The organism is Catenovulum sediminis, assembly GCF_007289895.1.
Classification (GTDB): Bacteria; Pseudomonadota; Gammaproteobacteria; order Enterobacterales; family Alteromonadaceae; genus Catenovulum; species Catenovulum sediminis.
On sequence record NZ_CP041660.1, the window covers coordinates 2157864 to 2171780 of the forward strand.

Here is a 13917-nt window from a genome sequence, read left to right on the forward strand (position 1 = left end):
CTAGGCGAGAGCCGCAGTGCGAGCATTCAAACTGCGGCTTAGGATTTTAACTCCGAGTGGAGAATCAGCGTGAAAGACTTACTGAAGTTTCTCAAGCAGCAGAATAAAACAGAAGAATTTGACAGTATTCGAATTGGCCTTGCGTCACCGGATATGATCCGTTCTTGGTCTTTTGGTGAAGTTAAAAAACCAGAGACAATTAATTACCGTACTTTCAAACCTGAAAGAGACGGCTTATTCTGCGCAAGAATATTTGGTCCGGTAAAGGACTACGAATGTTTGTGTGGCAAATACAAGCGTCTTAAGCACCGTGGTGTAATCTGTGAAAAATGTGGCGTTGAAGTTACATTGACTAAAGTGCGTCGTGAGCGCATGGGTCACATTGAATTAGCCAGCCCGGTTGCCCATATTTGGTTCTTAAAATCGTTACCGTCACGTATCGGTTTAATGTTGGATATGACTTTACGTGATATCGAACGTGTTTTATATTTTGAATCATTCGTTGTGACTGAGCCTGGCATGACTTCTCTTGAAAGAAGCCAGTTATTAAACGAAGAAGATTATTTAGACGCATTAGAAGAGTATGGCGATGAATTTGAAGCTAAGATGGGTGCTGAAGCTGTCTTAGATTTATTACGCCACATTGATTTGGAACAGCAAATCAAAGAAATGCGTGAAGAGTTACCAGAAACTAACTCTGAAACTAAACGTAAAAAAATCACTAAACGTCTGAAGTTAATGGAAGCTTTCCACCAGTCAGGTAATGATCCTATTTGGATGATCATGACTGTACTTCCAGTATTGCCACCTGATTTACGTCCATTAGTACCTTTGGATGGTGGCCGTTTTGCAACTTCAGATTTGAACGATTTATATCGCCGTGTTATCAACCGTAACAACCGCTTAAAGCGCTTATTAGATCTTGCAGCGCCAGATATTATCGTACGTAACGAAAAACGTATGTTGCAAGAAGCTGTTGATGCATTGTTAGATAATGGTCGTCGCGGTCGTGCTATTACCGGTTCTAACAAACGTCCATTGAAATCTTTGGCAGACATGATCAAAGGTAAACAAGGTCGTTTCCGTCAAAACTTGTTAGGTAAGCGTGTTGACTATTCTGGTCGTTCTGTAATTACAGTAGGCCCAACGTTGCGTTTGCATCAGTGTGGTTTACCGAAGAAAATGGCTTTGGAATTATTCAAACCATTTATTTACGGTAAATTAGAACTGCGTGGTTTAGCGACTACGATTAAAGCGGCTAAAAAATTAGTAGAGCGTGAAGCACCGGAAGTTTGGGATGTATTAGATGAAGTAATTCGTGAACACCCCGTACTACTTAACCGTGCGCCAACCCTCCACAGATTGGGTATTCAAGCGTTTGAACCTGTTCTGATTGAAGGTAAAGCAATTCATTTGCACCCGTTAGTTTGTGCGGCATACAACGCTGACTTTGACGGTGACCAAATGGCTGTTCACGTACCATTGACGTTAGAAGCGCAGTTAGAAGCGCGTGCGTTAATGATGTCTACGAACAACATATTATCACCTGCAAATGGTGAGCCTATTATCGTACCATCACAAGACGTTGTACTTGGTTTGTACTACATGACGCGTGATAAAGTGAACGGTAAAGGCGAAGGCGCGGTCTTTAAAGACCCGAAAGAAGCTGAAAAAGCTTACCGCACCGGTTGTGTTGAACTTCACTCGCGCGTCAAAGTACGTATTACAGAATACGCGACGGACGAGAATGGAGAAGAAGTTAAGTCGACCTCTATTGTGGATACAACAGCAGGTCGTGCGATTTTGTCATTGATATTGCCTAAAGGTATGCCATTTGACACTATCAACCAGCCAATGGGTAAAAAGCAAATTTCACGTTTGTTAAATACTTCATATCGTAATCTAGGTTTGAAAGACACTGTTATCTTCGCTGACCAGATTATGTATACAGGTTTCCATTTCGCGATGCTTTCAGGTGTATCTGTTGGTATTAACGACATGGTTATTCCAGATGCGAAAAAAGAAATCGTTGATGAAGCTGAAGTTGAAGTTAGTGAAATTCAGGAACAGTTCCAATCTGGTCTTGTAACTGCTGGTGAAAAATATAACAAAATCATCGATATCTGGTCGTCTGCTAACGAGCGCGTAGCGAAATCGATGATGGATAACTTGTCAAAAGACATCGTTACCAATGCCAAAGGTGAGCAAGAAGAGCAAGCAAGCTTTAACTCTATCTATATGATGGCTGACTCTGGTGCTCGTGGTAGCCCTGCTCAGATTCGTCAGCTAGCGGGTATGCGTGGTCTGATGGCTAAACCAGATGGTTCAATCATCGAAACGCCTATTATTGCGAACTTCCGCGAAGGTTTGAACGTACTTCAGTACTTTATCTCGACGCACGGTGCGCGTAAAGGTTTGGCCGATACTGCACTTAAAACGGCTAACTCTGGTTACTTAACACGCCGTTTAGTCGACGTGGCACAAGACATGGTTGTTATGGGCATTGACTGTGGTACTGAAAATGGTACTTGGATGCGTCCATTAATCGAAGGCGGTGATGTTGTTGAACCACTTCGTGAGCGTGTGTTAGGTCGTGTTGTTGCTGAAGATGTAATGGCGCCCAACGGACAAGACGTTTTAATCGAACGTAATGTCATGATTGATGAAGGCTTGTGTGATTTATTAGAAGCTAACTCAATTGATGAAGTAAAAGTACGCTCTGTTATCACCTGTGATAATGACTATGGTGTTTGTGGCAAGTGTTACGGTCGTGACTTGGCTCGTGGCCATTTAATTAACCAAGGCGAATCTGTTGGGGTTATTGCTGCGCAGTCAATTGGTGAACCGGGTACACAGCTTACCATGCGTACGTTCCACATCGGTGGTGCGGCATCTCGAGCGTCTGCAGAAAACAGTATTCGAGTTAAGACAGACGGTTCAGTTAAGCTGAGTAAAGCGAAACACGTAACTAACTCTAACGGTGAATTGGTTATCACTTCTCGTTCGAGTGAATTAACGGTTATTGATGAACAAGGCCGTCAGAAAGAACGTTATAAAATCCCTTACGGTGCAACCCTGACTAAAGCAGATGGCAGTGCTGTTACGGCTGGTGAAACGATCGCGACTTGGGATCCGCATACGCACCCAATTATTACTGAAGTTGCGGGTCAGGTTCAATTCCACGATATGGTTGACGGTGTCACTATTACGCGTCAAACAGATGAATTAACTGGTTTGTCTAGCATTGTGGTAATCGATCCGAAAGATCGTACTGGTTCAGGTAAAGAAATGCGTCCTGCAATTCGTTTGGTAGATGAAAAAGGCCAAGCGGTTAACATGGGTGGCACAGACATGCCAGCGCAGTATTTCTTACCGGGTAGTGCGTTAGTTAACTTAGAAGATGGCGCAATTGTACACAGTGGTGATGCAATCGCTCGTATCCCACAAGAAAGTTCAAAAACACGTGACATCACGGGTGGTCTACCTCGAGTTGCTGACTTATTTGAAGCACGAAAACCGAAAGATCCAGCTATCCTAGCTGAGATTTCAGGCACAGTGAGCTTCGGTAAAGAAACTAAAGGTAAGCGTCGTTTAATTATCTCAACGGATAATGGCGTGCAACACGAAGAAATGATCCCTAAATGGCGTCAATTAAACGTGTTTGAAGGTGAGCAGGTTGAAAAAGGTGAGGTTATCGCTGATGGTCCTGAATCACCGCACGACATTTTAAGATTACGTGGCATCCAAGATGTTTGTAATTACATCGTAAACGAAGTACAGGAAGTTTACCGTCTACAAGGTGTAAAAATTAACGATAAGCATATTGAAGTTATCGTTCGCCAAATGTTACGTAAGTGCGAAATCAAATCAGCAGGTGACACTCAATTCTTAGAGGGTGAAACGGCTGAAGTAGCGGCGGTTAATATTGCTAACCGTGAACTAGAAGCTCAAGATAAACAACCAGCATCTTATGAATACTTATTGTTAGGTATTACTAAAGCTTCGTTGTCGACTGAGTCATTTATTTCAGCTGCTTCATTCCAGGAAACAACTCGAGTATTAACTGAAGCTGCGGTTAGTGGTAAAAACGACGATTTACGTGGTCTTAAAGAAAACGTAATTGTTGGCCGATTGATTCCGGCGGGTACTGGTTTTGCTTATCATCAAAAACGCCAAGCAAAACGTAACAGTCCATTACAGCCTGTAGCTGATTCTTCAGTCACGGCAGATGAAGCAGAACGCGCATTGACAGATGCACTAAATGCTGATTTTAACAATGATAGTGAGTAAATTGTCTTAAAGAAATACACATATCGTAGAGAATATGACTATTGGTATGTGTTTTCATTGACAGTTCATTCCTTGACCATTAAAATTCCGCGGCCTCTAGTAATAGAGGCGCGGATTTTTCATTTTAACGCTAAAAAATTAGGAGCAGTTAATGGCAACTATTAACCAGCTCGTGCGTAAGCCTCGTGTAAAGCAGATCGAAAAAAGTAACGTTCCTGCATTAGAAGCTTGCCCACAGCGCCGTGGTGTATGTACTCGTGTTTATACTACTACACCAAAAAAACCAAACTCTGCATTACGTAAAGTTTGTCGTGTTCGTTTAACCAACGGTTTTGAAGTAACTTCATATATCGGTGGTGAAGGCCATAACCTACAAGAGCACAGTGTTGTTCTTATTCGTGGTGGTCGTGTTAAAGATTTACCAGGTGTGCGTTATCACACTGTTCGCGGTTCTTTGGACTGTGCAGGTGTTGCTAAGCGTAAACAAGGCCGTTCTAAATACGGTGCTAAGAGACCTAAGGCTTAACGGTTCTCCGATAAGAGTAAGGCCAAGCAAGTAAATTATTAGTTTTGGGTATTCCCTGAAAAAATTGGAGTCATAAAATGCCAAGAAGAAGAGTTGTAGGTCAACGTAAAATCCTACCAGATCCGAAGTTCCATAGTGAACTATTAGCAAAATTCGTTAATGTCGTTATGCTAGACGGCAAGAAATCAACCGCAGAAAAAATCGTATACGGTGCATTAGACTTAGCAGCTGATAAAGCAAGCAAAGAGCATTTAGATGTATTCGAAGCTGCATTAGACAACGTACGCCCAGCTGTCGAGGTTAAATCTCGTCGTGTTGGTGGTTCTACTTATCAAGTACCAGTAGAAGTTCGTCCTGTACGTCGTAATACGTTAGGTATGCGTTGGTTGGTTGAAGCTGCTCGTAAGCGTGGTGAAAAATCCATGGCCCAGCGTCTGGCCGCTGAAATATTAGACGCATCTGAAAACAAAGGAACTGCTGTTAAGAAGCGTGAAGATGTTCACCGTATGGCAGAAGCCAACAAAGCGTTCGCGCATTATCGTTGGTAATCCTAACTACAGAGGATACTTATTGTGGCTCGTAAAACCCCTATAGAGCGTTATCGGAATATTGGTATATGTGCACACGTTGATGCTGGTAAAACTACCACCACTGAGCGTGTACTTTTTTATACCGGTTTGTCTCACAAGATTGGTGAGGTTCACGATGGCGCTGCAACCATGGACTGGATGGAGCAAGAGCAAGAACGCGGTATCACAATCACATCTGCAGCGACTACCACGTTTTGGCGTGGTATGGATGCGCAGTTTGAAGAGCACCGCGTCAACATCATAGATACCCCAGGGCACGTTGATTTCACGATTGAAGTTGAGCGTTCGTTGCGGGTATTAGATGGTGCAGTAGTTGTTTTCTGTGCTTCATCTGGTGTACAGCCGCAATCTGAAACCGTATGGCGCCAAGCAGACAAATACCATGTTCCACGCATGGTATTTGTTAACAAAATGGACCGAGCCGGTGCAGATTTTTTAGCGGTTGTTAGACAAATTGAAAAAAGACTAAACGCAGTTCCAGTACCCATTCAGTTGCCAGTCGGCGCTGAAGAAAACTTCTCAGGTGTTATCGACCTGATTAAAATGAAGTATATCAACTGGAATCAAGAAGATAAGGGTATGACATTCACCTACGAAGATATCCCTGAGGATATGGTTGATGAATGTGAAACGTGGCGCGAGAAAATGATTGAAGCAGCTGCTGAAGCTTCTGAAGACTTAATGAATAAGTATTTAGAGGGGAAGAGTTAACTGAGGCTGAGATCAAAAGCGCATTGCGTACCCGGACTTTAAACAACGAAATAGTACTATGTACAGCAGGCTCAGCTTTTAAAAATAAAGGTGTGCAAGCCGTATTGGATGCGGTTATAGAATATATGCCAGCGCCAATTGATGTTCCTGCAATAAAGGGCATCAAAGAAGATGAAAGTGAAGGTGAGCGTCATGCAGATGATAGCGAACCGTTTTCAGCATTGGCATTTAAAATCGCAACCGACCCATTCGTTGGAACTTTGACTTTCTTTAGAGTTTATTCTGGTGTTGTAAATTCAGGCGATGCCGTTTATAACCCGGTTAAATCTAAGAAAGAGCGTTTCGGTCGTATTGTTCAGATGCATTCTAGCAAGCGCGAAGAAATTAAAGAAGTTCGAGCTGGTGATATTGCAGCAGCAATCGGCTTAAAAGATGTAACAACAGGCGACACCTTATGTGATCCAAATCATGTGATTACATTAGAGCGCATGGAGTTTCCAGAGCCGGTTATTTCCGTTGCAGTAGAACCAAGAACTAAAGCAGACCAAGAAAAAATGGGTGTTGCTTTAGGCAAATTGGCAGCAGAAGATCCATCTTTCCGAGTTGAAACAGATGAAGAAACTGGCCAAACTATCATATCTGGTATGGGTGAACTTCACCTTGATATCATTGTTGATCGTATGCGCCGTGAATTTAATGTTGAAGCGAACGTTGGTAAACCTCAAGTTGCTTACCGTGAGACTATTCGTAGTGCGGTTGAAGTTGAAGGTAAATTCGTCCGTCAATCAGGTGGTCGTGGTCAATACGGTCATGTATGGTTGAAGATCCAACCTCAGGAAGAAGGTGCTGGTTACGAGTTCGTCAATGAAATCGTAGGTGGTGTTGTTCCGAAAGAATACATTCCGGCTGTTGATAAGGGTATCCAAGAACAAATGAAATCAGGTGTTCTTGCGGGTTATCCTGTGCTTGACGTGAAAGTCACATTATACGATGGTTCATACCATGATGTTGACTCTAACGAAATGGCGTTTAAAATTGCTGGGTCTATGGGCTTCAAGAAAGGTTGTAACCTAGCAAATCCTGTATTGCTTGAGCCTACCATGAAGGTAGAAATAACAACTCCAGAAGATTTTATGGGGGATGTTGTGGGTGACCTGAACCGTCGTCGTGGTATTATTGACGGGATGGAAGATGGACCTGGCGGTATTAAAATTGTTCGAGCGAAAGTGCCGTTGGCTGAAATGTTTGGTTATGCAACAGATTTGCGTTCACAAACACAAGGCCGAGCATCTTACTCGATGGAGTTTGACGCATATGCAGAAGCTCCAAAAAATATCACAGATCAAGTAATTGAATCACGTAAATCTTAATTGTTAGGATTGGTCTCTTCGGAGGCCATCAAAAAAAAGGTAATTGAAAAGTGGCTAAAGCAAAATTTGAACGTACTAAACCGCATGTTAACGTTGGTACAATCGGACACGTTGACCATGGTAAAACAACTCTAACTGCAGCAATCTCTACTGTATTGTCAAAAACATATGGTGGTGATGCTAAAGACTTCGCTTCAATCGATAACGCTCCAGAAGAGCGCGAGCGTGGTATCACAATTAATACTTCTCACGTAGAGTATGATACACCAACTCGTCACTACGCACACGTAGACTGTCCTGGACACGCGGATTATGTTAAAAACATGATCACGGGTGCTGCACAGATGGACGGCGCGATCTTAGTAGTAAGTGCTGCTGATGGCCCAATGCCACAGACTCGTGAGCACATCTTGTTATCACGTCAGGTTGGTGTACCTTACATCATCGTATTCATGAACAAGTGTGACATGGTTGATGACGAAGAGTTGTTAGAATTAGTAGAAATGGAAGTTCGTGAACTTCTTTCTGAATATGACTTCCCGGGTGATGACTTACCATTGATCCAAGGTTCTGCATTAAAAGCATTACAAGGTGAAGCGGATTGGGAAGCTAAAATCATCGAATTAGGTGAAGCTTTAGATACATATATCCCAGAGCCAGAGCGTGATATCGATAAGCCTTTCTTGATGCCTGTAGAAGACGTATTCTCAATCTCAGGTCGTGGTACAGTTGTAACTGGCCGTGTTGAGTCTGGTATCATCAACGTAGGTGATGAAATCGAAATCGTTGGTATCCGTGATACTCAAAAAACAACTTGTACCGGTGTAGAAATGTTCCGTAAGTTGTTAGACGAAGGTCGTGCAGGTGAGAACATCGGTGCATTATTACGTGGTACTAAGCGTGACGACGTTGAGCGTGGTCAAGTATTATGTAAGCCTGGTTCAATCACTCCTCACACTAAGTTCGAATCAGAAGTTTATGTATTGTCAAAAGAAGAAGGTGGTCGTCATACTCCATTCTTCAAAGGCTACCGTCCACAGTTCTATTTCCGTACTACTGACGTAACTGGTTCAATTGAGTTACCAGAAGGCGTAGAAATGGTAATGCCTGGTGATAACATCAAAATGGCAGTAGAATTGATCTCTCCAATCGCGATGGACGAAGGTTTACGCTTCGCTATCCGTGAAGGTGGTCGTACTGTTGGTGCTGGTGTTGTAGCTAAAATCGTAGAATAATTTTTATTCTGTTGATTTAAAAAAGGCGCCAATTGGCGCCTTTTTTGTTTGTACCTGCTGTTGTGGTAAGGCTTATATATCTAATCAAAATGCGAGTTTGTTCATGCTAAAAAAGTCTGCAAAATTGTCATGGCCTGAAAGAGTTGCCAAAATAGTTAATCGATTTGGAACGCTCAGAGTGAGTCTGTTTTTTTTAACCATGGCTTTGTGTTTAACCATGCTCGAAGTGACAGTTTTGAATTATGCTTTATATGGGCAAATAGAAATTCGCGATTATGTAGATCCTGTGCTGTTAACTTTGCTAACCATGCCATGGGTATTGTATTTTATTTCAGAGTTAATACGGCGTTTAGAGCGTTCCAGAGAGCATTTAACACAGGTCATCGAACAACTCGAAGCGTTACGTAAACAAGATAAAGCGTCAGCTCTTAATTTACGCCACAATATTCAACAGCTGAATTACGAAATTGAAGAAAGAAAACGCGCAGAGCTGCAACGTGAAGAAGCCATTCGATTATTAAAACAACAAATTGAAGAACGGCAAAAAACGCAGCAACACCTGTATGAACAGTCAATTTTGCTTCGTTCTTGTTTTGATTGTTCGCCGGATATTATTTATTACCGCGATGAAAATGGACGGTTTTCAGGTTGTAACCGCTCCTTTGAAGAGCTAACGGGTAAGACTGAAAAAGAAATGGTCGGTCTAACCCCATGGGAAGTGTATTCAGAAGAAGTCGCTGAAAAGGTGGTGGCATCTGATAGGGAAGTACTTGCAACGAATGCCAGTTTGTCTTACGACATGTGGTTAACTTATCCGGACGGTAGTAAAAAGCTATTCCTGATTAAAAAAGTGCCGTTTTTTAATAATGAAGGTAAACGTATTGGTTTGCTAGGCTTTGGCCGTGACATTATGGAAAAACAAAAAGCACAGGAAGCACTAGAAAAAGCAAGTCGTGATAAAACCGCGTTCATATCGACCATTAGTCATGAATTACGTACGCCATTAAACGGTATTGTTGGTATCAGTCGAATACTGAAAGATTCTAAATTGAGTAAAGAGCAACATAACCACGTTAACACGATATTTGCCTGCGCCGTAACCTTAGGTAATATTTTCAACGACATCATTGATTTAGATAAAATTGAACGTAAGAAATTAAGTATTAATTATGAACCTGTTGAGCTTTCTGGTTTTGTTTTTGAGTTAAACAGTGTTGCAAGTTTGATGGCAGAACAGAAAAATCTACATTTTGATTTCTACTCAAATGTACCAGAGCAAACTTGGGTGCAAGCTGATCCGACCCGGCTGCGTCAAGTACTATGGAATTTATTGGCAAACGCCGTTAAGTTTACTCTAAACGGTGATGTGCAGTTTAATGTTGAGTGTCACATTCGTAATACCTTTGCTTGGATAGACTTTGAAATTATTGATAGTGGTATCGGTATACCAGAGGCGGAGCTCGAAAATATCTTTACTATGTATTATCAGGTTGACCGTGAAGAAGTTAGGGCAGGCACAGGTACCGGGATTGGTTTAGCCATCTCTAAAATCTTGATAGATTCGATGGGTGGACAAATTGAAGTACACAGTGAGATTAATGAGGGCAGTACCTTTTCTGTCTCGCTTAAATTGGATTTAGTGGAAGCTCCGGAAGATACAGAGGCGCAGGTCATCGACGGCTTGTCTATACTACTGGTTGAAGATGTCGAGTTAAATATTGTTGTGGCCAATTCAATTTTGAAAAAGTTGGGTCATAGTGTTGTGGTTGCTAAAACCGGCCAACAAGCAATAGATGCCTTTTCGGTTGGCAAATTTGATGTAGTCTTGTTAGATATTCAACTACCTGATATGACGGGGTTTGACGTATTAGCGCATTGGCAAGAAAATGGTGTTGTTTTACCACCTGTCGTCGCATTAACCGCAAATGTTATTAAAACCCGAGAAGACTACCTTAACAAAGGCATGGCTGATGTCATCTCTAAACCAATTAAAATGGAAAACGTCCATAAAGTTTTCAACCGATTATTTGCCCAAGATGAAGTACAAGCTACATTACCCGCCGTCGATGAGAAAATTCAATCTGACGCAGATTTTTCAATCTTGGATGTAGATTTTTTAGAGCAAATGCTGGATACCATAGGTTACGACCAGTTAGAGCAGAACTTAGAGTTATTTGAAAAACTCATTTCAGAGTACATGGAAATTCTCGATAGTAATTTATGTGCCAAGGATCAGGATGAAATAGGCAAGCAAGCGCACAAAATAAAAGGTGCGGCTGCGTCTATGGGGTTACAGCATATTCAGAAAATTGCCAATCAAATTCAGTTAACGGATACACCAGCCTGGTGGGAAAACTTAGATGACAGAGTAGAGCAGCTTAAACATGCCTGTGAACATGATTTACAGGTACTAAAGGATTGGATGAACACTCTGTAACGTTGTAACGACGATAATTTAGTTTGGGCTGAATGAGCCAAGCAAGGTGAGCTGCAGGAATTTTAACAAGATAAGCGTTAGAAAAGGCATATAAAAAGCAGCATTAGCTGCTTTTTATATTGTAACCCTAACTAAAAAGCAATTTTAAGCTTCAACTTCTCCGCAGAAGCGATACCCTTCACCATGAATGGTAGATATAATTTCTGGCGTATCAGGTGTGCCTTCAAAGTGTTTACGTAGACGTCTGATAGTTACATCTACCGTTCTGTCGTTTGGCTTTAACTCGCGGCCTGTCATTTCTTTGATAAGCTGCTCCCGCGTTAAAATCTTACCCGGATTGTCTAATAGTAACTTAAGCGCGCGATATTCACTTTTTGGCAAGCGTATGCTTTCTTCTGTCGGTGAAATAAGTGAGCGACTGTCGCAATCTAACACCCAACCATTGAAGCGATACTCAGTTACTGCTTCAACTGATTCTGTTGGGGCAACTTTTGTTCGATTCATTAAGTTGCGCGCTCGAATGGTGAGTTCTCGCGGGTTAAATGGTTTTACTAAATAATCATCAGCACCGATTTCTAAACCTAAAATGCGGTCAACATCATTGTCACGACCCGTTAAGAAAATTAGACCCATGTTTTTATTTTCACGCAATTCGCGCGCTAACATTAAACCATTTTTACCGGGCAGATTAATGTCCATGACGACTAGGTTTATCTCGCTGGATTTCAAAATATCATGCATTTCTTCACCGTTTTCAGCGGCGAAAACATTGTAACCTTCAGCTTCGAACAAACTAACGAGTGTGTTACGAGTGACGGCTTCATCTTCAACTATTAATATATTATGTGTTTGCATTGGCGTTAGGATTCTTCTGTTAAAGTAAATTTAGAGAATGAATATAAAGTTTTTTATTTCATTTGATTATAGTTACTCGCTTCGCAACACTCAATCCAAAACTGTGCTTTTATTGCGCTATTACGTGATTTTTTTAACATTTACCGGTATTTTTATGTTAAAGGTGACGCCATCACCTTCTTGACTGTCAACTGTTATCGAACCACCGAACGCCTGAGTCACTAAATTATATACTAGGTGTAAGCCTAAACCGCTGCCTCCTTCGCCCCGTTTTGTTGTTACAAAGGGGTCAAATATGCGCTTTTTCAGTTCTTCACTGACGCCAACACCGTCGTCTTTGAAGACAATGTGCAGATTGTTATCTTCTGCACTCAGGTTTATGTAAATATTACCGACAACGTCAGACTTGAAAGCATGGATCAAGGCGTTCATTATCAAGTTAATCAGTATTTGATTTAACGGGCCCGGTTTGCTTTCTATCACTAAGTGTTCATCACAGTCGACATGAATTTGATGTGGAGTCGATTTAATTTTGGGGCGCAGGGATAAGAGGACATCTTGTAAAAAGCCTTGCACATTAAACTCTCGTGTATTCTCGTTACTTTGATCGACCGCTACTTGTTTAAAACTACAGATGAGATCCGCTGCTCGATTTAAGTTTCGGTAAATAATGTTCAGGTTTTCTTCACCTTCATTTAAAAAACGCTCTAATTGTCCGGCTGTGAGTTTTTTATTATTTAACGCCCCCTTGATATCATGTAGTCTATCCAGCATTAAAGTAGAGGCGGTTACGCCTAAACCAATAGGTGTATTTACTTCATGCGCGATGCCAGCCACCATGTCACCGAGAGAAGCCATTTTTTCATTTTCAACCAGTTGATTTTGGTAACGGTGTAAGGTTTCTAAAGCCGATAACAATTCTTGATTAGCATCTTTTAACGCATCTGTTCTTTGACCTACTTTATCTTCTAAGTTGAGGTTGAGCTTGCGTATCTCTTTTTCCGCAGCCGCTTGTTTGTCTAGATAAGCTTGAAACCTATCTAGCATGGTGTTAAATGACTGACTTAAACCATCCAGTTCTATCAGACTTTGGCGCGGTGCTCGTACTGTATAATCTTTGTCTTTAGAGGCGTATTTAAATAGGTTTACCAGTTTGCCTATCGGGACTGTTATTTTTTGTTGCAGTTTTAGGGCAATGATAGAAGCTACACACATAGTGATCAAAAAGACCGTTATTTTAAGGTATAAGCTATTTTTGAATTGTTCGATTTGTTTGCTCAATGAGTATCTAACATAGATATAGCCGAGCAATCGCTCCTCAAACCGGATTTCACGAATAATCTCTAGATGGCGTTCGCTAAAATTTGGTTCAGTGAAGCTTTGTAATACGTCTAATTTATTGGGTACAGGAGGGGTGTTGTCTTTGTTGTAACTGGCAAAAAACTCATTGTTTTTTGTCGTTAGATCATGCTGATAGATGTGAATATTTTCTATATTCTTAATTAAACTTAGGTTCCTCAGTCTTGCGCTTTCTGCACTGGGATCACTGAATAATAAGTTGCTGGTTGCACTAAAACCGATTATGTCTGTATAGGCTGTTGATTCGGAAGCCAATAAGCTACGTTGTTGCTTGTATTCAAAGTATGCATTGGAAACAAAGGCAATAATTAACGCAACAGCTGAGATAACAAGTACCATAGAAACGATATTTGTTTTGATTGACGATAATGATTGTGGACTACTATTAGAAGTATTGTCTGTCATTAAGTTTGCTATTACACCTGATTGAAAAGAGTTTACAAAGATTAGTGTATGTAGAAAGTTTGAAATTCACAAGGTTATCCATTTACGAAAAGATATTGGTAATTTTCATATTTGATTCATATAAAAAAATATACAATAT

At 41.2% G+C, this 13917-nt stretch carries 7 protein-coding genes and 1 pseudogene; 6 read left to right on the forward strand and 2 right to left on the reverse strand.

Annotation, left to right across the window (positions count from 1 at the left end; all coding sequences use genetic code 11):
* Positions 1 to 69: 69 nt before the first annotated feature.
* From rpoC to arcB, 6 genes and pseudogenes are all read left to right on the forward strand, one after another.
* Positions 70 to 4290 carry a DNA-directed RNA polymerase subunit beta' gene (gene rpoC / locus FNT16_RS08835; protein ID WP_143871248.1) on the forward strand — a complete coding sequence of 1407 codons (4221 nt, stop codon included), beginning with the start codon at positions 70 to 72 and terminating at the stop codon, positions 4288 to 4290.
* Positions 4291 to 4441: 151 nt separating this feature from the next.
* Entirely contained in the window at positions 4442 to 4816 is a 375-nt protein-coding gene (gene rpsL, locus FNT16_RS08840; RefSeq protein ID WP_143871249.1) for a 30S ribosomal protein S12, read from the forward strand.
* A 77-nt stretch (positions 4817 to 4893) separates the two neighbouring features.
* The gene (rpsG, locus tag FNT16_RS08845) at positions 4894 to 5364 is read left to right on the forward strand and encodes a 30S ribosomal protein S7 (RefSeq protein WP_143871250.1); all 471 of its coding nucleotides are present in this window, start codon (positions 4894 to 4896) and stop codon (positions 5362 to 5364) included.
* Between the two features lie 24 nt (positions 5365 to 5388).
* Positions 5389 to 7487, forward strand: a pseudogene (gene fusA, locus FNT16_RS08850) (elongation factor G).
* Positions 7488 to 7537: 50 nt separating this feature from the next.
* Positions 7538 to 8722 (forward strand): elongation factor Tu, encoded by a 1185-nt coding sequence (tuf, locus tag FNT16_RS08855; RefSeq protein ID WP_143871251.1) that lies wholly within the window; start codon positions 7538 to 7540, stop codon positions 8720 to 8722.
* Between the two features lie 103 nt (positions 8723 to 8825).
* On the forward strand, positions 8826 to 11159 hold the full coding sequence (gene arcB / locus FNT16_RS08860; RefSeq protein ID WP_143871252.1) for an aerobic respiration two-component sensor histidine kinase ArcB: 2334 nt from the start codon (positions 8826 to 8828) through the stop codon (positions 11157 to 11159).
* Positions 11160 to 11303: 144 nt separating this feature from the next.
* Here arcB and arcA read toward each other — a convergent pair whose 3' ends face one another.
* Positions 11304 to 12014, reverse strand: coding sequence for a two-component system response regulator ArcA (gene arcA, locus FNT16_RS08865; RefSeq protein WP_143871253.1), 711 nt, complete (start codon positions 12012 to 12014; stop codon positions 11304 to 11306).
* A gap of 120 nt (positions 12015 to 12134) precedes the next feature.
* Positions 12135 to 13778 carry a HAMP domain-containing sensor histidine kinase gene (locus FNT16_RS08870; protein ID WP_246072180.1) on the reverse strand — a complete coding sequence of 548 codons (1644 nt, stop codon included), beginning with the start codon at positions 13776 to 13778 and terminating at the stop codon, positions 12135 to 12137.
* Between the last annotated feature and the right edge of the window lie 139 nt (positions 13779 to 13917).

Bases quoted from the DNA above. Each gene is read 5' to 3' on its own strand.
- rpsL (WP_143871249.1), top strand. From the start codon at position 4,442: ATGGCAACTATTAACCAGCTCGTGCGTAAGCCTCGTGTAAAGCAGATC.
- rpsG (WP_143871250.1), top strand. From the start codon at position 4,894: ATGCCAAGAAGAAGAGTTGTAGGTCAACGTAAAATCCTACCAGATCCG.
- arcB (WP_143871252.1), top strand. From the start codon at position 8,826: ATGCTAAAAAAGTCTGCAAAATTGTCATGGCCTGAAAGAGTTGCCAAA.
- arcA (WP_143871253.1), bottom strand. From the start codon at position 12,014: ATGCAAACACATAATATATTAATAGTTGAAGATGAAGCCGTCACTCGT.
- FNT16_RS08870 (WP_246072180.1), bottom strand. From the start codon at position 13,778: ATGACAGACAATACTTCTAATAGTAGTCCACAATCATTATCGTCAATC.